Genomic DNA, 22942 nt, shown 5'->3' with positions numbered 1-22942 from the left:
ATGGTCGATCGTCGTTTGACCCTTGAATGGATCCATGGAATTGTGGCTCTCACCTTGGGACTTTTTTTATTGGGGGTATCTCCCAATGTCCGTTTTCTGAGAAATGTGGTCGATTTCGTGGGGAGCGTTCTGTCGGTTCCCGAACACCCCGCGGTGCGGTTTCGGGAGTTTTTACAGGAGCTTTACCTTTGGTCGCGGGATAAAAGCGACCTCACGCGACAGCTTGAAGTTTTGAAAAACGAGAACGCCAAACTGCAAATCGCGAATTCCGTTATTATGGCGGAGCAGATTAAATCAGAATTGGACATGCGCATGGAGGACGCCCGTGTGACGTTGCGGGAACCTCACTCTTGGTGGAACGAGGTCAGGATAGATAAGGGGTTAAACGACGGCATCATTATGGGATTACCCGTTTTCCAAAATGGGTTTCTGGTGGGGCGCGTCAGCTCCGTTAGTGCCTTTTCTTCTTGGGTCGAGCTTTTGACGTCGTCCGCGTTGATGATCCCCGTGGTCATAGAGGAAACTCGCGAACTGGGGGTCGTGGTGGGAAATAGTAATGGAGCTGTCTTGTTGACTTACATTCCGGAGGGACGCGGTATCGAAAAGGGCATGAAGGTCAGCACGGCACTCATTGGCGAGCTTCTGCCTTCGGGAATACCCATTGGCGCTATCGCCGACGAAGGAAAGGCTTCCTCGGACAACGGTTATATGACCTATAAAATAGAACCAGGGGCCTTCATGTCCAGGTTGTATACAGTTTCCGTCCTAAAACACTCAGGGGGCATCGTTCGATGACCTACGTGATGTTCTGGCTTCTTCAGGATTTTTTGACCGTTTTGACCTTCGGAACAATGCGGATTCCGGAGCTTTTTTTGCTGTATCTCGCCTACCGACTCTTGACACAGGATTGGGGAAAAAATGTATCCGTCATTTGGGCGGCGTTTTTGGGGGGGTTGATGTGGGATTTGCGCTGGATAGGTATTCCGGGTTTCTTTATCCTAAGTTATGTTAGCGTCGTGATGGTGGTCCTGTGGGTGTGGAATACGCTTCCGACTTCAGGCAGAACCCCCACGATCATCTTTTTTCTGTTTTGGACAGTCCAGTTATTGCCCGCGTTTCTGTCCACGTTGATTTTAAGACGAGGCGCTGATGGTGGGAACTGGATCTTGTTCGGGCTTCAACAGGGGTGCGCTGTGCCGATCGCGCTGCTAGGCGTCTTTCTTTATATTCAACACGGAAAGAAACAAAATGCTTGAGACGCGAGACGTCATCGATGCCCGTTTGAAAGCGCTTCTGTATGGAGTCTTCGTGACTCTGATAATTTTGTTTGTGGGCCTTTATTTCTTTCAGGTCGTGCACGCTGACAAGTACATTCGCCTTGCTTACGCCAATCGTTTAAGACTGATTCGCTTTTCCGCGCCCAGAGGAGAGATCTACGACCGCAACGGAGTTCCTCTGGCCGTGAACGAGACCACCTTCAGTATCATGGGCTATCCTCTGAATTTGGATGAACCGGGTATGTTGTCTCACCTCAGCGGGCTTCTCTCGGATCACGGTATACCCATGTCCGTGGAGGATCTGGAAAAAACGATCAAAAAACAGAGGGGGGCTCCCTATCGCGTCATACGCTTGGTTCCCAACCTCACGATGGCTCAGATGGCCGAACTGGTGGCGGATCCAAAGTTCCCGAATCAATTTTTCCCCATGCCAGTGTGGCGCCGCATTTATCCGGCGGGAGCCCTGGCGGCCAACATCACAGGCTACGTGGGAGAAATCTCCGAAAGTGAGCTGAAGGAAAGCCTGCCAGGAAGCTACGTGGGAGGAGACCTGGTCGGTAAAGGCGGTGTCGAGCGATTTTATGAAGAACAATTGAGAGGGGTTGCTGGGGAAGAGTCCATTGAGGTCAACGCGAAAGGTCGTAAAGTCAGGACCATCGATTTGCGCTCTTCGGAGAAAGGCCAGAACGTTTACCTGACCCTGGATATGGGTGCTCAGAAACGAGCTGTGGAGCTGTTAAGCGACTACAAGGGTGCCATCGTTGTGATGGATGTGAAAACGGGGGCAGTACTCGTGTCGGCCTCTTTGCCAACCTATGATAGCAACCCCCTTGCCTGGGGCGTCTCCGCAAGGGAATGGCTGGATATAACAGAGGACAAGGACAAGCCGATGCTGGATCGCGCCATTTCAGGCGTATACCCTCCAGCCTCCACTTTCAAACCGCTGGTTGCTTTGGCTGCTTTGGAGGAGGGAGTTATCACGCCAGGAACAACTTTTTTCTGCTCAGGGGCGTTGAAGTTGCCGTCACGCACTTTTCGGTGTTGGCGAAGGAACGGTCACGGCAACGTGAATTTGCTCGGAGCGCTGCAAAATTCCTGTGACGTTTATTTTTACCAGGTGGGGATGAAGCTCGGCATCGATCGGTTGTTGAAGTGGGCAAAAAAATTTGGGCTGGGTGTTCCCACCGGGATTGACCTGCCTGGGGAGAGCTCAGGGAACACGGCGGGGCCCGACTGGAAAAAAGAGCGATTCAAGAAAGGCTGGTACCAGGGGGATACGATCAATTACTCGATCGGCCAGGGCTTTTTATTGCTCACCCCTCTTCAGATCGCGCGTCTTTACGCAGCCATCGCCAACGGAGGGCGCCTGGTGACGCCCCACGTCGTTTCCGAGAATTTTCAAAAGCCCACAAACATAGGCATAGCTCCCGATAAACTGGCCATGGTGCAGAAAGGACTCGATTACGTGGTCAGCCGCGGAACGGGTTTTAGGGCGGGCAATTTCGGCGTGGCGGTGGCCGGCAAGACGGGCACCGCGCAAAACGCCCACGGTTTAGACCATGCCATTTTCGCGGGATATGCCCCCGCCGACAACCCTCAATACGTGGCGGTCGCCATGGTGGAGGCGGGGGAACATGGCAGCAGTGTCGCTTCTCCCATTGTGGGACAAATACTGGCACATGTATTGAGCCATCCCACCGAAAATTTAGCGTTCAAGAGGGTTGAAAACAATGGACAATAATACGCACCATAATATGCGCCACAATATAGACAATGACGCCGATCTTTCGCGTGTGCAACTCAAGGGAACAAGCTTGGGCATTAAAGTTATTTTGTCAAGAGATTCTCCCGACGATCTTCTTCTTGAGAAACTGGAGGAGATTCCCGAACAGGCTTTTGTCCTGCCTATGGGAACGGGCATCGTTTTCGATTTTCAATCGCGCTCCTGTTCGGAAGAATTGATCGGGAAGATGCTGTCCAAGGTGATTTGGCCCAAAAAGCTCAACGTGTTGGCCTGGACGAACGCGGACGCGGAATCGACGGAGCGGCTGGAAAGAGGAGGCTTCAAAACCTCCTTGCCCGTTTTGGAAAGCGCGAAAGACGCGAAAGAGACAAAGGCCCTTCCCCTGATTTTAGAGCATTCTCTCAGGTCTGGGCGGCACGAGGAACATTCTGGAGACGTGGTGCTTCTAGGTCACTTGAACAGTGGAGCTGAAATCTACGCGGGAGGAAGCGTTTCCGTCCTCGGCAAATTGAAGGGGCTCGTACACGCCGGACGCAAAGGAACGGATGGAGTCTATATCGTGGCCGGATCCTTTGAAGCGCGTCAACTTCGCATAGGGGATAGACTGTGCGATCAATTCAGCGCCGATATGAAATGGTGGAAAAAACCTGTTATCATTACTTTGGAAGGGGAGTGGCTTTTTGTCAGGGATTGGAAATTGGAGGCTGAGACTATCGGATATTTTCATAAAGGTAACCTAAAACAAAGCCGGTAAACATTCAAGCTCAGGGGGGTAAAGCCCGTTTGTCCCAAAACGGTCTCACTGGCTCCCCCAAAACCCCCTAACGAAAACCCTGTCAGATGAAAGTCGGGTGGAGGGGGGAACAGTTACCAAAGCCGGACAATCGGAGCCGAGGGATTAGAGTGATAGTTTATAGGGGAGGGCTTTCTTTTGAGTGCACGGGTAATTGTCATTACATCCGGCAAGGGCGGCGTCGGAAAGACGACGTCTACCGCCAATATTGCTGTGGCATTGGCGAAGGCAGGGAAAAAAGTGGTGGCGGTCGACACGGATATCGGATTACGGAACCTCGATATGGTGATGGGGCTCGAAAGCAGGGTTGTTTATAATTTTATCGACGTCATCGAAAAACGTTGCAGACTCAATCAGGCGTTGGTAAAGGATAAGCGGATAGAAAATCTCTACCTTCTCCCCACGGCTCAGACCCGTACCAAGGACGCTGTTTCTCCGGAACAGATGACGGAACTCTGTGGACAATTGCGGCCTGATTTCGATTTTGTCCTTCTGGACTGTCCAGCCGGAATCGAAGGCGGTTTTAGAAACGCCGCTGCGGGGGCGGACGAGGCGATCGTGGTTACGATGCCGGAGGTTCCGGCCGTCAGGGACGCGGACCGCATTATCGGGATGCTGGAGTCGATGGGAAAGTCTCCGATTCGTCTGATCATTAATCGCTTCAGGGCTATTATGGTCCAAAGTAACGAAATGTTGTCACAAGAAGATATTCTGGATGTTCTATCTGTTAAATTGATCGGTATTGTCCCCGAAGACGACAGCGTCGTCAAAGCGGCCAACCGGGGCGAGCCGTTGACTTTTGCTCAGGAGTCGCCGGCGGCCCAGGCTTACGCGAATATCGCCGGCAGGATTTTGGGCGAAAATGTTCCTCTTCTCCACTTGGACGTCAACAAGCCTAACGATCTCTTTTCGAGCTTGAAAAAACTGTTCGGTTTCTGACGCGTGTTCGGTTTTAAAGTCTCGAGTGCTGTTGAGGCAAAAAATTGAAAAAAGCTGTGCCACTTGACGAAGGGGAGATAGAGGTGGATTTTTTGCGAAAATTGTTCGGGGGTAGTGATATGGCTTCGTCATCGGCTCAAACAGCAAGAGAACGCCTTAGATTGGTGTTGATTCACGATCGAACCGATATTTCACCTCAGTTGTTGGAAAACTTGCGAGTGGATATAATTGCTGTTTTAACCAGATACATGGATATCGACGAATCTAGAATAGAGATAGATTTGGGAGAGATCAATAGTACCGTGGCGTTGGTGGCTAATATTCCCGTTTTGCGGATCAAACGCGGGGTAGCCGGGTCACTGGAAAAGAATGGGGCGGAAAATACAATGCCTCAGCACTTGGAGTTTTCTTGAATCTTGACTTCAGAAGCTATCGGCATCAATAGTCGTTCATAGGTTCATAATGGACACACCTCGCTTTTCCACTTTCAAAGAGGATCTGGCCGCGCTAGATAAACTTCTTCTGGTGGTGGTAGCGTTTTTGATCTTGACGGGGATTGCCTGTATTTTCAGCGCGGGATTCGGAAGCGTGGAGCAAAGGGAAGAATACGCGATTCGTCAGGTTGGGTGGACAGTATGTTCTGTTGTGGCGTATATCTTGGTGGTGGCTGTCGATTACCGAAAATTTATGGACCTGGCCTATCCCATTTATGGAGCGGCTCTTTTCTTGCTTTTTATCACCTTGTTGCTGGCTCCCAATGTGAAAGGTTCCCAGAGTTGGTTCTCTCTGGGCTTTACTCGTTTTCAGCCATCGGAGTTTGCCAAGATCTCCTTAATCCTTATTCTGACAAAATTTTTGAGCCGATACCCCCCTCTTTCTCTAAAGGCTTTCCTAGGTGGACTAGGGGTGGGGATGCCTCTTTTGTTTCTGGTTCTGGCCCAACCGGACGCAGGCAGCGCTTTGGTCTATGTGGTGATCATCGTGACGACCCTCTTCGTAGCGGGAACCCCCTCGAAATATCTTTTGTCCATTCTGGGGTTGGGGATGGGTACTCTTCCTTTCGCGTGGTTTTTTCTCAAGGACTATCAGAAAATGAGGTTACTCGTTTTTCTGGACCCTACGCGGGATCCTCTGGGCGCGGGGTATAATGCCATCCAGTCCCGCATCGCCGTGGGATCTGGCAGTGTTTGGGGTAAGGGATTTCTACAGGGATTGCAGAGCAAGCTGCGCTTTTTGCCGGAACCCCATACGGATTTTATTTTCAGCGTATACGCGGAAGAGTTCGGTTTCTGGGGGTCATTTGTGCTTCTATTCCTTTTTGGTATCATATTTAAGCGCATCGTGAAGGCGGGAATGAGAAGCCGAGACGTGCGAGGCAAACTCCTCGTGGCGGGAGTAGCGGCTTGGGTATGGTTTCAGATGTTTGAAAGCATCGGCATGAACATTGGTCTCATGCCGATCACGGGGCTTCCTCTTCCGTTTTTGAGTTACGGCGGAAGTTCTCTTTTGTCTCTTTCCATCGCTCTGGGACTGGTATCCAGCGTTTACGCGGGGTCCGCGAAACGCTATAAATGAATATATAGAAAATGAACGCAAAAGAATGAATCCCGACGATTTAGGGTTTCGTTTTATACCTAAAAGTTGTTTTAGGAGGAATTGAATGTCATTTTCGGAGTTCGACAACCCTCTGTGGCCTCTTTGGGCGCAGGTTTCTCGCCCTTCCCGCTACAGCGGAAGCGAATGGCGTTTTTCGTGCCCTGACGACGGAGAAGAAAAAAAAGAAGATTCCGACGCCTTGAAAATCTGTTTAGCTTTTCCCGACGTCTATGAAATCGGTATGAGTTATTATGGATTTCAGCTTCTTGCGTCTTTTCTGTGGAAGATTTCCGGTGTGGTCGTAGACAGGGTCTATTGTCCTTGGGTGGACATGGAGCGGCTGCTGAGGGCGAACTCTCTTTCCTTGACATCGATCGAGCGTTCCCTTCCCCTTTCCGCCTTTGATGTGGTGGGTTTTACACTCCAGCATGAGCTAGGATACACCAATGTGTTGACCATGTTGGATCTAGGGGGAATACCTCTGCGCGCGGAGTCGCGGGACGACCGACACCCTATTGTCGTCGCGGGGGGACCGGGGGCCTTCGTGCCGGAACCCATCGCTCCCTTTATCGATTTATTCTGCGTGGGCGAAGGAGAGGCCGTCTTGCCTCGGTTACTCGCTTCTTTAAAAAAAACGAAAACGCGATTGGACGCTCTCATGGCCTGCGCGTCTCTTCCAGGCGTTTACGCGCCGGGGTTCGCTCGCCCAAGCTATGGAGAAGGAGGCGTTGTTTTCGACGCCTCGGCGAGTCCGATGAAACTACCGGTTCGTAGACAGTTTCTCGCCTCTTTCGACGAGACGCCCCCACCCGACACGATCATCGTTCCGTCGGTGGGCATTGTTCATGATCGGGCGGCGCTGGAGGTCTTCCGTGGTTGCTCGCGAGGGTGCCGTTTCTGCCAGGCGGGAATGACCAATCGTCCCGTCCGCGAGCGAAAAGCAGAGACGGTGGTGAGCTCGCTTCTGGACCTGGCCCGCCGAACGGGTTGGGAAGAGGTGGGGTTATTATCCTTAGCCACTTGCGATTATTCCGCGATTGATCGGGTCATCGAGGATCTCGCCCCTCATTTGGTAGAGGAAGGGATTCACCTGAGTCTCCCCAGTTTGCGCATGGACGGTTTTTCCGTAACCTTGGCGGCGAGGCTCCAGAAGGTGCGACGGGGCGGTTTGACCTTCGCTCCCGAAGCCGGGACTCAGAGATTGAGAAACGTCATCAACAAAGGCATCGACGAGGAGTCCATTTTCACCTGTCTGAACGAGGCGTTTTCCAAGGGATGGGATAGGCTCAAACTTTACTTTATGATGGGATTGCCCACCGAAACAGAGGAAGATTTGGATGGTATCGTTCACCTGGCCCAATCCGCCATTCGCTTGGCGCGGACGCACAACCGGAGACGGGCTTCCATCTCGATTTCCGTGGCGGGGTTTGTCCCGAAGGCTCATACCCCTTTTCAATGGGAGAGGCAGAATACTGTCGAGGAATTCAGGGAGAAGGGTCGAAGGCTCAAAGCACAGATCAAAGACAAAGCCCTGTCGCTGAAATACCACGAGCCGGAGCAATCCTTCCTAGAGGGGGCGCTGGCGCGAGGGGACCGAAGGCTGGCCGACGTCATCGAGACAGCCTGGAGGAAAGGCGCTCGCTTCGATGGGTGGAGCGAGACCTTCAATCTGAGGCTCTGGTTCGAGGCTTTCGAGGAATGCGGGTTGGATCCTGCGGACTATACTCGGGCACGTGAACAAGACGAGGCTTTGCCCTGGGACATTGTCGACGTGGGGATCACAAAATCTTTTTTGTGGAAAGAACGTTGCGCCGCCTACGCTGAGCGGTTGACACCTGACTGCCGGGAAGGCTGTTCTGCTTGCGGGTTGAACTGCGACATTGCGGCGCCGAAAGCGATGGGGTTGTGAACGTGACAGGCCAGGTCGCGCGCGTCCGGCTGATTTACGAAAAAAGAGGCGGAGCGTGCTTCGTTCCTCATGTGGCGTTGGCGTCCCTTTTTACACGTGCCGCCAGACGAGCGGGAATAGTGTTGCACTCGACCGACGGATTTTCCCCCCATGCCAAGATCAGCTTTGGGCCCGAATTGCCCGCAGGGGTAGTGGCCCTTTGCGAACCCGTGGACCTTTGGGTGAAGTCGCAAGAAAAACGAGACAAGGACGGCTGGATTTTCGACGATCTAGCTTTCGGACTAGCTTTCGGATTGAACGCATTGAATGCATTGAATGCATTGAATACATTGAATGCTAGGTTAAACGAGCAGATGCCCGATGGGTTTCGTATCAAGAAATGTCTTTTTCCGGCGGAAGGCGCTCCTGCTTTGGGAAAGGAGTGCGGCGCGGCCCATTACCTGATATGGGAAAGAGGTCTTCGCCCCGTGGAGAACCTCTTGGATCACTTGAGGAATCATTTCGGCGGAGAAGTGCTGTTTTCCGCGACCCGGAACGAGGATAAGGAGGATAAGGAGGATCAGAAGGATAAGGGAGCGAGCGGTTCCCGGATTTCCGTCGTTTTGGCGAATCCGGCTAAAAACGGTATTGGCGGGTGGGTTAAGACGCTGGGTTCCGCTGAAGGACGAGCTGAAGGACGAGATATTTACGGCTGGAAAGATTTGTGTATTGTCCGCACCGCCTTGGGACGCTGGGATGGGGTTCGGATGAAAACTTTGGTGGAGGAGGACGTAGCGTGGCTTTAGAACTCGATATCAGCGCCAATAGAAGCGTCTACGTGAGCAAAAACGCCAATACAGGCGTGAAAGCCCACCAGATGACCGCCGGCTCGAATCCGAATTTGAAAAAGCCTTCGAATAAAATTTCGGACAGGAAAATTATCGCCGACACGTTGGAGAACGAGGAAACGCGGGTCGCGATTCTCGAAAACGGACGTTTGTCGGAGATTTTCATAGAGCGCATGTGGGATCACCAAAAAGCAGGGGAGATCTACAAGGCGCGGGTCGAAAGTGTCCTCCCTGGCATCAATGCCGCTTTTGTCAGCATAGGAGACGGCCGCAATGCTTTCTTGTATCTCAACGACGCCAAAGGAATCGATGTTACGCCCAACCAGGAGTTGGTGGTGCAAGTGACGAAAACCGCCCGCAAAAACAAGGGCGCCCGAGTCACACCGCGCCTTTCCCTTCCGGGTCGATACCTCGTTCTGATTCCTCACGGGGAAGAGGCAGGGGTCTCTCGGCGTATCGCCAGTGAGGAAGAACGGAAGCGTTTGCGGCATTTTGCCAAAGACTTGCGGGGCGACGACTTTGGCATCATCATCCGCACCGCCGCCGAGGGTATCGACGAAGATGTCCTGGCACAGGATGTGGAGTTTCTCCTGTCTTTGTGGCGCGAGATCGAGCACAACGCTGCACGTCAGTCCGCTCCATGTCTTTTGTACAAAGACATTGGGCTTCTGGGTAGAGTGCTGCGGGACGAAATCCACGGCAACATCGACGAGGTTTTAGTGGACGGCGAGGACGAATTTGAGCACGTGAGCGACTTCGTGTCTATGCTCTACGAAGATGGGCGTCCTGACGTCACCCTTTACCATGGAATGGTACCCATCTTCGAGTATTACGGCATAGAGCGCGAGATCGAGCAGGCCCTCGAAAGAAAGGTCTGGTTGCGGTCGGGCGCTTATCTTGTGATCGAGCACACCGAGGCTCTGACGGTCATCGACGTCAACACAGGCAAATATGTAGGTAGCATGGACATGCGTCACACGGTCCTTGATACGAACCTTGAAGCCGCGGACGAGATAGCACGTCAATTACGTTTACGCGCCATCGGCGGTATTGTCGTTATCGACTTCATCGATATGGAGTTTGAAGAGGACCGTCAAATGCTTTTGACGCGATTGGAGGAGGTCTTTCAGTCTGATCGTTCCCGCGCTCGCGTCTTCAGCATGACACAGTTAGGATTGGTCGAACTCACCCGTAAACGAGGTCGCCCGGACTTGAAATCTGTCTTGACACGAGGTTGTCCGTTTTGCAATGACAACGGCTGGGTTTTGCGGGAGGACACGGTGGCCATGTCCATGAAACGTTTTCTGCGTAAGGTCGGACACGCCAACAAATCCGAGGCCGTTCTCCTTCAGGCCAACTCCGCAGTGGCCCAGTACGTAAACGATACTTACCTTGCCTTCTGGGAAGAGGAGCTGGGTCGTAAGATCCTGATCGCCGGGATTCCCGACTTCGTCTGGAGCCGCTATCGCATCGAGGCTCAGGGAACCCGCGAGGCGATCGAACACCGGGCGAAACAGATGGAGCAACGGGAGAGCACGACAGTTGTCTATCGAGTCTCTTCGTCTTAAGGGGTTTAAAAGTTTCGGCACGAGCTGCGAGTTTTCCTTTTCCGATGGGCTGACGGCCATTGTCGGCCCCAACGGCAGCGGTAAAAGCAACATTCTGGACGCTCTGCGCTGGGTACTGGGGGAAGGTAGTCCGGGAACGTTGCGCATTGCGCGTCAGAGCGACTTGATTTTCCAAGGTAGCGCCTCTATGAACCCCGCAAAAGAAGCAGATGTTGCGTTGAAGGTTGCGTTGAAACTGAAACAATCCGCTACTTCCACCTCTTCCTTTTCTTCCCCTCTCACGTCTATCCTTCGTAGGCAGTACACGGCGGAGAACGGTTCCCTTTTGCAAGTCGATGGAACAAAAATAAAATTACAGGATTTGACGGACTTCAAGGCGCGTTTCATGCTCGAAGGGGATAGTTTCGCTTTTATAGGACAAGGCGAGGTTTCCGAGGCGATCCATCAGCGCCCAATGGAGCGTCGCCGTCATTTGGAGTTGCTTTTTGGCATTGATCGCTACCGAAAGCGCCGAGAAGAGACCCACCTCAAGCTAGAAAGCGCCTTGATCGAGATGCGGCGTATCTCTACCCTGGTTTCGGAGCTGGAGGCCCGCCGCGGGGAGATCGAACCCGAGGTGATGGTCGCGGTTGAGGCCAAGGGGATTCTAGACAACCTGGAAAATGTCCGACGGGATTTTTATTTCTCACGCCGTCTCACCCTCGAAAAAAAAGAACAGGAGTACCGAAGTCAGCTTCAATTGATCATGGAGCATGGAGACCTTGTTGCCCAATGGAAAGATTTTTGGCACGCGGCCATTTTTAGGATGGAGGAAAAACTGCGTAACGAGGGCTTCGACGAGCAGTTTTTTCTCGCAAGGGAACGGGAGCTGACCGGACGGAAAGAGACTTTGCGGCGACAGGCTTTTTCCGCGGCGACCGGGGTCAAGGGGATTCTCTCGGATCGTCGTGACCTTGCAACCGAGATGGAGCGCGCTTTCGCCACATTGGCCTCTGTGGGGACGGAAATGGAGAAAACACAAAACGAGGAGTCGGCGCTGAAGCAGGAACTTGAGATAAAACGCGCCACCTTCGAAGACGCGCTGCGCCGCCTGGAGGAAAACCGGGCCGTTGCTGAACGGGAGCGAGCTCGCCGTCAAGCAATACAGAACGAACACGCCGAGAAGACTGTGTCGCGCTCAAAATTAGAGGCGCGCCTGAAAGCTCTATCCTCGTCGCAGGATGAGTACGGAAAAGACCTTGTGCGCCTCGAAGCAGACCGCGCCGCGATAGCCGCCGCGGTAGAAAAATTTGCCCAGGAGTTGGAAGTTCTCGAAAAACGTCATGAACAACTTACTTTGGAGCACTCCGATATTTACGCCACTTGCCAAAAATACTCCGCCAATTTGCGACAATTGAAACGCGAGTTGGTTACTCAAAAAGCGGAACTGGACGCGGTCAAAGAGAATACAGAAGCTTCCATTTACCCGGAGCCCACACGCCTTTTACTCTCCGCCGCCCGACTGGGGAGAATGAAATCGAAACCCGAGGTCGTCGCTGAGGCCTTTTCCTGTCCCCCCGACGTAGCACCTGCCTTGGAGGCTTACTTGGGCGGGAGGCAGTTCTGGCTCTTGGTGCGTACTTTCGACGAGGCCCAGGAGGGTATTGAGCTTTTAAAACAGCGCCGGGCCGGCCGTGTGACGTATTTGCCCTTGGAGCGGTGCCGCCCCCGTTTCCCGGACGCTCATTTTCGGTTGCCCTTGAAGGGCGTGGTGGGGTGGGGCATCGAAATCATCACGCCCCGTTCCCCTTGGGCACCGGTCTTGCAACATTTGCTGGGAGACCTTTTAGTGGTGAGCGATTATGCCTTGGGCAGCGGCATGCTCAAGGACGGCGCCAAGTTCCCTATTGTGACCCTCGAAGGGGAAGTCTTTTCTCCGGCTGGCACGGTGAGCGGCGGCCGCGCTCGGCAAAGCGGGGGAGCCATCAGCCACAATCAAAAGGTGACAGAACTTTCTGTCCGCGTCGACGCCTTGACGCAAAAGATCAAGAGCTTGGAATCGGAACTCGCCCGAGCGGAAAAGCAGGAGCGGAAGGCGGCCGAGGACCGAGAGGCTCTTGGGACGGAGGTGATGCGGAACAAGAACGCATTCTTGACATCTCAGCGGTCCCTTGCGGGTTTGGTTTCCGAGATCGAGCGCGTCGGACAAGAAAAAAGTTCGTCCGAAGCGGAAATTGCCCTCATCGGTAGGGAGCTTTCGGAACTCGAAGCACAAATCGTCGAACTTGAGGCCCGAATCGCCGAATTTGCCGGAACCGACGGAGGAGCCGACGAGACACTGATAGGGATTGGAGGACTTTCCCTGGGGGGGATTCACGCCGATGTCGAAGTGCTCGAAGAACGTTTGCGGGGAACAGCGAATATGCTCGTTCGCATCCAGAGGGAACACGGTGACCTGGAAAACCGCATGGCCTCCATTGCAGCCGAACTCGAAGGAGGTCGATCAGAGGAGGCTGGTCTGAAAAAACAGCTCTCGGAACTGGGGCGCGAGCAGTTCGCCGTCTGGAAAGAGATATTGAGCATTCACGCCACGTTGGAGGAGGAGCGCAACAAGGCCCGCAGGGCACACAACCGTTTGCAGCGACTCCGCGCTCACGGACAAAAGGCAGAGGTCAACCTGACGACCAATGTCACGGATATCGGGGCTCTGAAGGAGCGCGTCGCCTCCACCCGAGCAGAGGCGGAACAACTGAGAGAAGACTGGGACGAAAAGTACCCCTACGACGCTCACGAAGCCTCTCGTGCCGAGAGTGAGCGAGAAGGGAGTTCCCGAGATCTGGTCACAACTATACGTCGCCTTGATCGAGAATTGCGGGCTTTGGGGACGTACAACTTGGGAGCGCTCTCCGAGGACGAGTCCTTGACCGAGCGTATCGATTATCTGACGGAACAGTCGGAGGACGTTAGCACGGGGGTCGAGGAACTGAGGAATTTAATCGACGAAACGGACAATCAGGTGGAAAACCTGTTTAGCCAAGCGATGAGCGACATCGACGATCGTTTCAACTCTCTTTTTCAGCGGCTTTTCATGGGAGGGGAAGCACACTTGACCTTGCAGGAGGAAGGGACGATCTGGGACAGGGGTGTCGAGATCCACGCTCGGCCTCCAGGAAAGCGGTTGCAGAATATTTCACAGCTTTCGGGAGGGGAGCAGTCTTTGACAGCGATAGCGCATCTTTTCGCTGCTTTGGAGGTGGCGCGTATGCCTTTAGCCGTTCTGGACGAGGTAGACGCCGCCCTGGACGAGTATAACCTGATCCGTTTCGCCGAGCTGGCGAAGGAGTATTCGAAGAGAATGCAGCTTCTGATCATGACCCATCGACGTACTACGATGGAGCGGGCGGATCTGATTTACGGCGTGACGATGGTGGAGGCAGGGCTTTCCAAGATCGTGGGTATTGACGTGGAAAATTATAAGTGACCGATTTCCTCCTGCGGCAAATGCCGGCGAAGAACATAGCCAATCAGTTTCAGTCTGTGAAACACCATCGCCAGTTTTTTGTCGCTCAGTTCTTTTGTTACACCCGGCATAATCCCACTGAGCGACATTATGTCAAGACTCCGTGAGTTTCCTAGAGTTTCCTACCAGCGCTCTTGATGGACGCGGGCTGGGTCGATGCCCTGATGAGAGGGTTTCTCCTCTGCGCCGTAACCGATGGCGGCAATGCCCATAACTTGAATATGAGAGGGAATCCCCAAAAGGCCGCGGATCTTGTTCGGAAAACCGCTCGCCTCGTGGTGATAAACGCCAAGCCAAACGCTGCCCAAACCTAAAGCCGTGGCCGATACCAGAATGTTCTCCATAGCAGCGCTGCAATCCTGCTCCCACCAGACGTCGGGGCTGCCCTGCCTTTCTTTTTCCGCGCAGACAATGATCGCTAAAGGTGCCTGAGCCAGCATCTTCCCGTAAGGATGAATATCCGCCAGAACGTCGAGGGCCTCACGCTTTGTCACCTCGACAAAATGCCAAGGACGGAAGTTGTTTGCGCTAGGGGCTGCTGAGGCGCACTCCAAAATCTTATCGATTTTCTCCCGGTCCACTGGTTTGTTTTCGTAGCGGCGCACACTCCGCCGCGCCAATATCGTCTTGATCGCCTCGTTTTCCATAGACATACACCTACTTTCTTAATATAAAGACTTCTCAAAATCACCGCGAAATCACTGCCACGTCAACACTGTGCCTCCCCAGGACAGCCCCACCCCGAAGCCCATGATCAACACCTTGTCGCCTTTCTTCAATCGCCCCGTGAGTTCAATGTCACGCAGAGCAATGGGTATGGTACAACTAGTTGTGTTGCCATGGTTCTCGATGTCGAAGACGAATTTTTCTTGGGGGATCTCCAGAGCGTCGCGCACTTTTTCGAGCAACATGCGACTAGCCTGGTGTAGAACCACGAACTTGATTTCGGAAAGACTCGTGCCGTTCAGCCTCATGATCGAGTCGAAACAAGGAGGCGCTACTTCGAGGGTGAAGCTCAGGACCTCCGGCCCGTTCATGTAGAGGTTTTCCGGAGTGCGGACATTACCCCAGCGGTTGGCCGTCTCCTGGCGCGTCTCGGATGAGGAGGGGCAAGCCCAAGCTCCTGCGGGAATTATCAACTTGTTTGCTCCGCTTCCATCGGTGCCCAGCTCGAAAAGCCCCACTCCTTCCTCCTGAGATGCCTCCAGCAGCGTAGCCGCAGCGGCGTCCCCAAAAATAGCGCGGGTGCTTTTGTCCTTGGGGTGTATCACTCGGGTAATGGTATCCGCCGTAATCAGCAAGATCTTCCGAGCCACGCGGGCGGCAATCAAGCCCTTCGCCAGCGCCAACCCATAGATGTACCCCGAACAGCCTAGATTATAGTCCAGCGCGCCCACGTTTTTTCGCAAACCGAGACGATTCTGGACAACGCAGGCCGTGGCGGGCAAAAAATAGTCGGGGCATTCGGTGCAGAGTAGGAGAAAATCCACCTCCTCCTGATGGACGTCGTGCTCCGTCAGCAACTTCTCCCCTGCCTTCGTCGCAAGGTCGGAAACCAATTCCCCATCCACGACGTGACGCCGGATGACGCCTGTCTTGTTGAAGATCTTCTCCTCGGTCCAATTCCCAAACTGGCGGACCAGCTCCGCGTTGTCCAAGACCTTCTCTGGCAGATAAACCGACAGAGCTCGTATGACAGTGTTCGTTCCTATTTGGCTCATATTTATTTACACTCCCGATCTGCAAACATTTCGCCCTTCCTCTCCCCAACGGAAAAGAAGGGCGAAACTGATTCCTGATTTTTCTTCCCCGCTTCTATTCCTTACCTTGAAGCCAGGAGAGGCGGCTTTCCACATGTGAAACCCACTGGGACGCCGGATAGCGTTTCAAAAAGCTCTCTAGAATCTCTCGCGCTTTGCCCTCCTGAGGTTCGTCAAAGTCATCTAGGTAGAGGTTTGACAAAGCCCAATAGGACTCCTCCGCGGCCTCCGTTTTTGGACACTCCTCAATGAGGCGGAGAAAGAGCCTTTCTCGCTCGGCGGCGTCGCTCACAGAGGTTCGATCGATGCTCAACCGGTACTCCAAAGCCAAAATATCTTGCTGAACAACGTCCACGGAGGCAGCCCAAACCGTGCTTATAAATAAAACCAAAAATAGAACCCCAAACGACAAGATTGAACCTTCCCAAGTGATGTTGCGTTTCGTCATCGGCATGATGCTGTCACCTCTTGACATACTCCCACGACTAAAGTCGTGTGATTCTAAGATCGACAAAGACAGCCAACCGAAGTAGGTCTTACGTCTTCTCCCTTAAGAGTCGATGCCCCGACTCTGCGGATATTCAGCGCCGCATTGATATCCCAATACTGAAAGGTATTTTACCCGTTTACCGTGAAATCGGCAATGGGAAAGGTGTTAGATACGTAGTTCTTTTGCTCGAATGGATAAATATTGATAAATATTGATAAAATGGAACCGCGTAAGCGCGAAACCGAAAAGGAGGCGTTTAAACTTGGAAGTACAGTTTGTCAAGCTAAATCCCACCCAAAACATGACCATTTTGGTGGAGAGCCCCATTGAGCGCGAACGGTACCCTGAGATTGCGGGCTATCTTATGCGCTACGAAAGCCTGCACGCCGAACAAACAGGCTTTATCGAACGCCCCGCACCGCAGGACAGCGCGGCCTGGGCACGGCTCCAGATGGCGGGTGGAGAGTTTTGCGGTAACGCTACGATGGGACTCGCGACGTATTTGGCGTGGCTGAAAAACACCCCAGACGGAACGCGCGTCCTCGTCCCTCTGGAGGTCTCCGGCGCGAACGAGTTGGTCGAGTGTTCCGTTTGTCCCGACGGCGGCGCGTTTTTTTGTACCCTGCGAATGCCAACGCCGGAGAAGATTGTTGACATCGTCCTGCCGGTCAATGGCGCTGAGGAAAACTTCACCGCCGTCGTCCTGCCTGGCATCACTCATGTTATCGTGCCCGTCGCCAGATTTGGACTCGACCCGCGAACAATGGCTGAGAGTGTCGTTCAGGAGTGGGGAATGCGAATCTGCGCGGATGCCTTTGGGATTATTTTATTTGATGAGGAAGCCTGTCGCATCGATCCGCTGGTCAGTGTCAAACCGCTCTCAGGAGCGGGAGTAAGCCTGGTGTGGGAGCGAGGTTGCGGTAGTGGCTCGGCTGCCGTAGGGGCGTATCTAGCGGCGAAGGGCCGGGGCAACCTTATCTCTCAGGTATCGCAGCCGGGTGGGATTCTAGAGGTGGAGGCGCGGTGGAAAGACGAGACCTTTTCGCTTCTGTCGATCACAGGCACAGTGCGGCTCGTCGCTCGCGGCGTCGCCTATATATAGAGCCTATATTATTATAGAAAGGAGAGAAGGCGATGGGTCGAGAAAAATCGAGGTACCGTATAGTAGGTGTGGCCGCGTTGGCGTTTTTGGTGTTTTTGGCAAGTGACTTCTTGGGAGGCGCGGAGGCGCGAGAGGTCCGTATTTTTGTTGATTTTGAATACGCCGACGCCAGGGAATTCAGCGAAGGACTAGCCGCCGTGAAGTCAAATGACCAGTGGGGCTACATTGATCTCACGGGGCGAGTTGCCGTTTCCTTCGAGTATCGTGTTCCCGACGTGGGGCCTTTTTCCGAAGGAGTCGCTTTCGTGGGCGACCGTTTTATCGATGTTCGAGGGAACCCCGTTTTCGATGGGAAAACTTTCGAGCAGGCGTCTTCTTTTTCTGAGGGACTGTCCGCTGTCCAAACCAACGGACAGTGGGGGTTCATCGACCCCAATGGGAGATTCGCCATTCCCTCCAGCTATGAGGGCGCGGGAGATTTTTCCGGCGGTATGGCTCCCGTCAAAAAGGACGGGTTGTGGGGCTACATTGACATCCGGGGCCGTATGCTGATTGAGCCGCGTTTTGTCCGAGCCGGAGCTTTCAGTCGGGCGGGCAAGGCAGAGAATTACTTAGCTCCGGTGGAACTGGAGGGAAAGATCGGGTACATTGATCGATCTGGCCGTTTCGTGGTGCGGCCCACCTACGACGAGGGAGGGAGGTTTAGCAACGCCCTGGCCCCCGTTTGTGGTTCCTGGAACAGAAACGATTGGGGCTACATCAACGCCGCCGGCAAGGAAATCATTCCGAGGCGGTTTCATGGGGCGGGCTTCTTTAATGACGGCCTCGCTCCCGTTGCCACGAATGCCCGGTGGGGCTACATCGATCTGACAGGAAAGTTGGAGATTGCGGCGCTCTACGACAACGCGCGACCCTTCAGCGAGGGAGCGGCCGCCGTAGAGCGCGACGGGAAATGGGGCTATATCCGGGTGAAATAGTCGGAGAACCGGAGGGTTTTGCCCAGTTTCTGAAAAGAAGCACGAACGTCGGGCGAAAGGGAAGGTGACTGAAGAGAGGTCTGTATCCGCAGTTTATTCTGGGCAGCAAAGTAGAGATTCTGAATCTCGTACAGGTCTATGTTCCACGCAAGTTCGCCCAAAAAAAACGCGAGGATGTCGTTGAGCCGTTCGATGGCGGCGGGATTCGACGGCGATTCATGAAGTTCCGTCATCCTTTCCACAGTCCATTTTTGGAGGACCACGGTGATCTGAGCGTTGTCCAGGGGAACGTTCCGCTGCTTGGTGAGGGATATATTGCGGCGCAGTCCCTGGATGTCCGGAATGTTCGTCTCCAATCCATGAACAATATCGGCGGTCAAGGCGATGCCCGCGGCGGAGCGAATCACGTCAGGCGCATTGACTCCCAGAGTCGCCAGAAACTCGAAGAGATTGTCGTAATCGTGCACCACGGTGTGGAGGCTCTCTTCGATGAGCGCGACGTCGCGCCGCAACAGTTGAGCGAGTAAAGCCCTTCGAGCGTCATGTAGGATATGGCGCAGCGAAAAAAGTTTGTGGTCGAAGTTTTTCACCATCTTCTCGTTATTGGACGCGGCGAAAATCTCTCTCAGCGCCTTCGTGTCTTCCAACAACTCTTTTCGTGTCTCTTCCGAGTTGGGGGCGACGCCGCAGATCACTGAGGTTTTTTGCCGGTGGTTGGCGGCGAGAATGAAGGATTTTCTCTCCCTCGTGACACTGGAGACGATCTCCACTTCTCCGGCAGCGAAAGCCTGGGAGTTGGGGGAGGAAACCGGCTCCCGCGTCACGCGCCCCGTCATGTTCCAACAGCCAACAGAGATTCCCCCCTCTCGGTCAGACTCCAAGCCAGAGATCAAGTCAGGAAACAACGCGAGCATACCGTAATGGGCGGCCATCCTTTCAAAAGAAATCTGTGACGGCTTCACCAACAGTTCATAGATCCGCTTGCCATTCATGAGCTCCGGGATGTTGCTGGGCGCTTTTTCTAGCAGGCGCTCAAACTTCAAGTTGAAGTCCAGACCGGTCAGGCTATGTGTCAGACCTATGGCGCGCGCCGCATAACGCAGAATTTGAGTGGACTCCAGGCCCGATATATCATCGAAAAACCAACCGCAGCTTGTGTACATCAAAATAGCAGATCTCTGGCTCTCCATGAGCTTCAGAACACAGACCGTTTCTTCCTCCGTCAGGGGATGCGAGGCGTGAGCGGCGATCCACTGGTCCACCGTTTCAGGGGAGCGGTTCAAGATCAATTGGATGTAGTCCTCGCGGGCTTCCCAGGGGTCTTTCAGGTATTTGGCGCCCTCGTACTCGAACAGCACGGCGAGTTTATCCCTCAGCCAATCCAGAGCGTCTCGCAAGGGCTTCCGCCATTTTTGATGATAGCCTGGGGTTCCGTTTGAGCAGCCGCAGTCGTTGCGCCACCGTTCCACCCCGTGGGTGCAGCTCCAGGAGGAGTTTTCCACGATGCGCACCTCGTAAGTGGGCGGGTTGTTCTCCAGAAATTCGCCATAAATCGTCAATTCGGCCTCGTGTGCCTCGTCGATGGTATTCAGGCAGTAGGCGAGGGCCATATCTCCGTTGCGATGGTGATGACCGTAGGATTCGCCGTCCGTGGCCACGTGTGAGAGTGTGGCGGAGGTGCCATCGGGTTGGGCCTCGATCAAATGTCTGGCGTAGTTGCCCCCGTCGTACAGAAGCCCTCCAAAAGCAATGGCCTGAGATAGGTGTCCATCATAGAAGAAAAGGGTGATATTCCGCCCGGAGGGAAGGCGGCAGAGATAGGGCATTCCGGTGTCTATTTTTTCCCATTTGACGTCGAGCCACGCTTTGTCCATCCCTTTGTCTATTCCTTTTCCCAAAGGGCGCACCGCGCTGGCCTGCTTAGGGGCCAAAATGGTGAAACGGATTCCATTCTCAGCCAACACGTCGAGGGTCTCCGTGTCTACGGCCGTCTCGGCCAGCCACATACCCTCCGGTGCGCGGCCAAAGTGACTTTCAAAATCCCGGATGCCCCACTTGACTTGAGTGGTTTTATCCCGCCGGTTAGCCAAAGGCATGATCATGTGGCTGTAGACCTGGGCCAGAGCCGGACCGTGGCCCGAAAAACGCTCCATTCCCTTAACGTCTGCGTCAAGAATGCCCTGATAAGAAAAAGGAGCGTTCTCCTTCAGCCAGGACAAAAGGGTGGGTCCTATGTTGAAACTCATGCGAGAATAGTTATTGCAGATTTTTCGTATATTTCCCTGATGATCTAGAATGCGGGACGCGGTGTTACGCCGGTAACATTCCGCTGTGACACGGTCGTTCCAGTCATGCCAAGGCGAGGCCGATTCCTGGGCTTCCACGAACTCCAACCAGGGGTTTTCACGAGGCGGCTGGTAAAAATGGCCGTGCACGCAGATATAACGCGGCATGGATTAATCCTCCTTCTTTCGAGACGCGGCAAAAACGACGATAGCCAAGGGAGGCAAGGTCAAGGGAAGAGACCAACCTTGTCCGTGACAGGGAACGGGGTCGGCCTCCATTCCTCCCGCGTTGCCTATTCCGCTGCCTCCGTAGATTGTAGAGTCGCTGTTCAGGATCTCCGTCCAGAAACCGCCCCAGGGAACCCCGATGCGATAATGATCGCGGGGTTGGGGCGTGAAGTTCGCCACGGCCAGAATCTCGTCTCCTTCTTTTTCTCCCTTACGTAGGAACGCTACGACGCTCTTCTGCCAGTCGGAGCAATCGACCCAGCGGAAGCCATTCCGGGAGAAATCCCGCTCGTAGAGAGCCGGATATCGACGCAGCACAGAATTGAGGTCCTTCACCCATTGTTGTATACCCTGAAAATCCGGTTTGTCCAACAGGTGCCACTCCAGTTCAGTGTCGTGGTTCCACTCCAGTCCTTGGGCAAATTCGCTCCCCATGAAGAGCAGTTTTTTCCCAGGATGGGTCCACATATACCCCAACAAAAGACGCAGGTTAGCGCGTTTCTGCCACCAGTCACCCGGCATTTTGTTGATCAGCGACAATTTACCATGAACCACCTCGTCGTGGGAGATCGAGAGCATGAAGTTTTCGCTGAAGGCGTACCAGATGCTGAATGTGAGCTGGTTGTGGTGATAACTGCGGTGAATAGATTCGTGGCTCATGTAGGCGAGCATGTCGTGCATCCAGCCCATGTTCCACTTCATGCCGAACCCCAGGCCACCTAGAAACACCGGACGAGACACCATAGGCCAATCCGTGGATTCTTCCGCAATGGTTTGGACTTCGGGGAAACGTCCGTACACCTCTTTGTTCAGGTCACGCAAAAAGGCGATGGCCTCCAGGTTTTCGTGACCACCATAGATGTTGGGCTCCCATTCCCCATCTTTACGGGAGTAGTCGAGGTATAGCATCGAGGCCACGGCGTCGATACGCAGCCCGTCCACATGATAACGGTCGAGCCAGTAGACAGCGCTGGATATTAAGTAGCTTCGGACCTCGTTTCGGCCGTAATTGAAAATATAACTGCCCCAGTCGGGGTGAAAGCCCTTCTGGGGGCTCTCGTGTTCATAGAGAGCCGTTCCGTCGTAGCGGGCCAGTCCGAAATCGTCGGTGGGGAAGTGGCTGGGGACCCAGTCCAGGATCACGGCCAAGCCGCTCTGGTGCAACTTGTCCACCAGATACATAAAGTCCTCCGGGGTTCCGAACCGGCTGGAGGGCGCGAAGTACCCCAGGGTTTGGTAGCCCCAGGAAGCGTAAAAGGGGTGCTCCATGATCGGCAGCATCTCCACAGCGGTGAACCCCATCTCCAAGCAGTAGCGGGGAAGTTCCTCCGCCAGATCCCGGTAGGAAAGGGAGAGCTCGTCGTCTGGATTGTGTTTCCAGGAACCCAGGTGCACCTCATACACGGACCAAGGCGCGGAAAGGGAGGTGTATTTTCCGCGGGCAGCCATCCATTCCCCGTCATTCCATTGATAGTCGGGCCAGTGGAGGATGGATGAAGTACGAGGCGCCACCTCAAACAGTGTCGAAAAGGGGTCCAACTTTTCCTTGTGACTGCTCAGGCTGTTCTTGATATGAAACTTGTAGAGATTCCATTTTTCAAGGCCGGGGATGAAACCCTCCCATATCCCGCTTCCATCCCCGCGAATGGTCAAGGGGTGAGCGGTGGGGTTCCACCCGTTGAAGTCGCCGACGACGCTCACTGATTGCGCGTTGGGGGCCCAGACCGCGAAACAAACGCCCTCTACCCCGTCTTTAGAGGTAATCTTGTGGGCTCCTAGTTTCTCGTACAGGGTATAGTGCGTCCCTTGTTTGAAGAGAAAAACGTCATAATCGGTCAGAATAGATTCGTCGTACCGCACTTTGTTACCAACGCCCGCGTTTTCTTTAGACATCGCGACCTCCCGATATACGTTTATCAATCACACCAATTATCACGCCAACGATCAA

General features: G+C 53.9%; 19 protein-coding genes. 13 read left to right on the top strand and 6 right to left on the bottom strand.

Annotated elements, in window-relative coordinates; translation table 11 throughout:
* The 11 genes from LBJ36_06560 to smc all read left to right on the top strand — a co-directional run bounded on the left by LBJ36_06560 (window position 1) and on the right by smc (window position 14113).
* The gene (locus tag LBJ36_06560) at window positions 1-795 is read left to right on the top strand and encodes a rod shape-determining protein MreC (GenBank protein ID MDR1378700.1); all 795 of its coding nucleotides are present in this window, start codon (window positions 1-3) and stop codon (window positions 793-795) included.
* Window positions 792-1256, top strand: a complete 465-nt coding sequence (locus LBJ36_06555; protein ID MDR1378699.1) for a hypothetical protein — start codon at window positions 792-794, stop codon at window positions 1254-1256. Before LBJ36_06560 ends, LBJ36_06555 begins: the two co-directional genes overlap by 4 nt.
* Window positions 1249-3018: a penicillin-binding protein 2 gene (gene mrdA, locus LBJ36_06550; GenBank protein MDR1378698.1), complete on the top strand. Its 1770-nt coding sequence runs from the start codon at window positions 1249-1251 to the stop codon at window positions 3016-3018. Before LBJ36_06555 ends, mrdA begins: the two co-directional genes overlap by 8 nt.
* Window positions 3008-3775 carry a hypothetical protein gene (locus LBJ36_06545; GenBank protein MDR1378697.1) on the top strand — a complete coding sequence of 256 codons (768 nt, stop codon included), beginning with the start codon at window positions 3008-3010 and terminating at the stop codon, window positions 3773-3775. The genes mrdA and LBJ36_06545 overlap by 11 nt, the downstream gene beginning before the upstream one ends.
* A gap of 177 nt (window positions 3776-3952) precedes the next feature.
* Window positions 3953-4753, top strand: coding sequence for a septum site-determining protein MinD (gene minD / locus LBJ36_06540; GenBank protein ID MDR1378696.1), 801 nt, complete (start codon window positions 3953-3955; stop codon window positions 4751-4753).
* A gap of 119 nt (window positions 4754-4872) precedes the next feature.
* Window positions 4873-5166 carry a cell division topological specificity factor MinE gene (gene minE / locus LBJ36_06535; protein MDR1378695.1) on the top strand — a complete coding sequence of 98 codons (294 nt, stop codon included), beginning with the start codon at window positions 4873-4875 and terminating at the stop codon, window positions 5164-5166.
* Window positions 5167-5215: 49 nt separating this feature from the next.
* Window positions 5216-6328, top strand: coding sequence for a rod shape-determining protein RodA (gene rodA / locus LBJ36_06530; GenBank protein ID MDR1378694.1), 1113 nt, complete (start codon window positions 5216-5218; stop codon window positions 6326-6328).
* 85 nt (window positions 6329-6413) lie between these two features.
* Window positions 6414-8258: a TIGR03960 family B12-binding radical SAM protein gene (locus LBJ36_06525; protein MDR1378693.1), complete on the top strand. Its 1845-nt coding sequence runs from the start codon at window positions 6414-6416 to the stop codon at window positions 8256-8258.
* Window positions 8210-9043, top strand: a complete 834-nt coding sequence (locus LBJ36_06520; protein MDR1378692.1) for a DUF2344 domain-containing protein — start codon at window positions 8210-8212, stop codon at window positions 9041-9043. Before LBJ36_06525 ends, LBJ36_06520 begins: the two co-directional genes overlap by 49 nt.
* Before the next feature lie 71 nt (window positions 9044-9114).
* Window positions 9115-10653 carry an Rne/Rng family ribonuclease gene (locus LBJ36_06515; protein ID MDR1378691.1) on the top strand — a complete coding sequence of 513 codons (1539 nt, stop codon included), beginning with the start codon at window positions 9115-9117 and terminating at the stop codon, window positions 10651-10653.
* Window positions 10628-14113, top strand: coding sequence for a chromosome segregation protein SMC (gene smc / locus LBJ36_06510; GenBank protein MDR1378690.1), 3486 nt, complete (start codon window positions 10628-10630; stop codon window positions 14111-14113). The genes LBJ36_06515 and smc overlap by 26 nt, the downstream gene beginning before the upstream one ends.
* Here smc and LBJ36_06505 read toward each other — a convergent pair.
* The 4 genes from LBJ36_06505 to LBJ36_06490 all read right to left on the bottom strand — a co-directional run bounded on the left by LBJ36_06505 (window position 14104) and on the right by LBJ36_06490 (window position 16366).
* On the bottom strand, window positions 14104-14241 hold the full coding sequence (locus LBJ36_06505; GenBank protein ID MDR1378689.1) for a hypothetical protein: 138 nt from the start codon (window positions 14239-14241) through the stop codon (window positions 14104-14106). The two genes, smc and LBJ36_06505, sit on opposite strands and share 10 nt — an antisense overlap.
* 33 nt (window positions 14242-14274) lie before the next feature.
* The gene (locus LBJ36_06500) at window positions 14275-14805 is read right to left on the bottom strand and encodes a nitroreductase family protein (protein MDR1378688.1); all 531 of its coding nucleotides are present in this window, start codon (window positions 14803-14805) and stop codon (window positions 14275-14277) included.
* 45 nt (window positions 14806-14850) lie between these two features.
* A complete protein-coding gene (locus LBJ36_06495; GenBank protein MDR1378687.1) occupies window positions 14851-15873 on the bottom strand; it encodes a ketoacyl-ACP synthase III in 1023 nt (340 codons plus the stop codon).
* A 94-nt stretch (window positions 15874-15967) separates the two neighbouring features.
* Window positions 15968-16366 carry a hypothetical protein gene (locus LBJ36_06490; GenBank protein MDR1378686.1) on the bottom strand — a complete coding sequence of 133 codons (399 nt, stop codon included), beginning with the start codon at window positions 16364-16366 and terminating at the stop codon, window positions 15968-15970.
* A gap of 298 nt (window positions 16367-16664) precedes the next feature.
* On the opposite strand from LBJ36_06490, the gene LBJ36_06485 reads away from it, so the two are divergent.
* Together LBJ36_06485 and LBJ36_06480 are read left to right on the top strand one after the other, a co-directional pair.
* On the top strand, window positions 16665-17504 hold the full coding sequence (locus LBJ36_06485; GenBank protein ID MDR1378685.1) for a hypothetical protein: 840 nt from the start codon (window positions 16665-16667) through the stop codon (window positions 17502-17504).
* Window positions 17505-17536: 32 nt separating this feature from the next.
* Window positions 17537-18481 (top strand): WG repeat-containing protein, encoded by a 945-nt coding sequence (locus LBJ36_06480; protein ID MDR1378684.1) that lies wholly within the window; start codon window positions 17537-17539, stop codon window positions 18479-18481.
* On the opposite strand, the gene LBJ36_06475 is transcribed toward LBJ36_06480, so the two are convergent.
* Window positions 18463-20934, bottom strand: a complete 2472-nt coding sequence (locus LBJ36_06475) for a DUF3536 domain-containing protein (protein ID MDR1378683.1) — start codon at window positions 20932-20934, stop codon at window positions 18463-18465. The two genes, LBJ36_06480 and LBJ36_06475, sit on opposite strands and share 19 nt — an antisense overlap.
* Before the next feature lie 3 nt (window positions 20935-20937).
* On the bottom strand, window positions 20938-22887 hold the full coding sequence (gene glgB, locus LBJ36_06470; protein MDR1378682.1) for a 1,4-alpha-glucan branching protein GlgB: 1950 nt from the start codon (window positions 22885-22887) through the stop codon (window positions 20938-20940).
* Window positions 22888-22942: the final 55 nt, after the last annotated feature.

The organism is Synergistaceae bacterium (assembly GCA_031267575.1).
Classification (GTDB): domain Bacteria; phylum Synergistota; class Synergistia; order Synergistales; family Aminobacteriaceae; genus JAIRYN01.
This window is presented reverse-complemented; position numbering and strand designations above follow the sequence as displayed.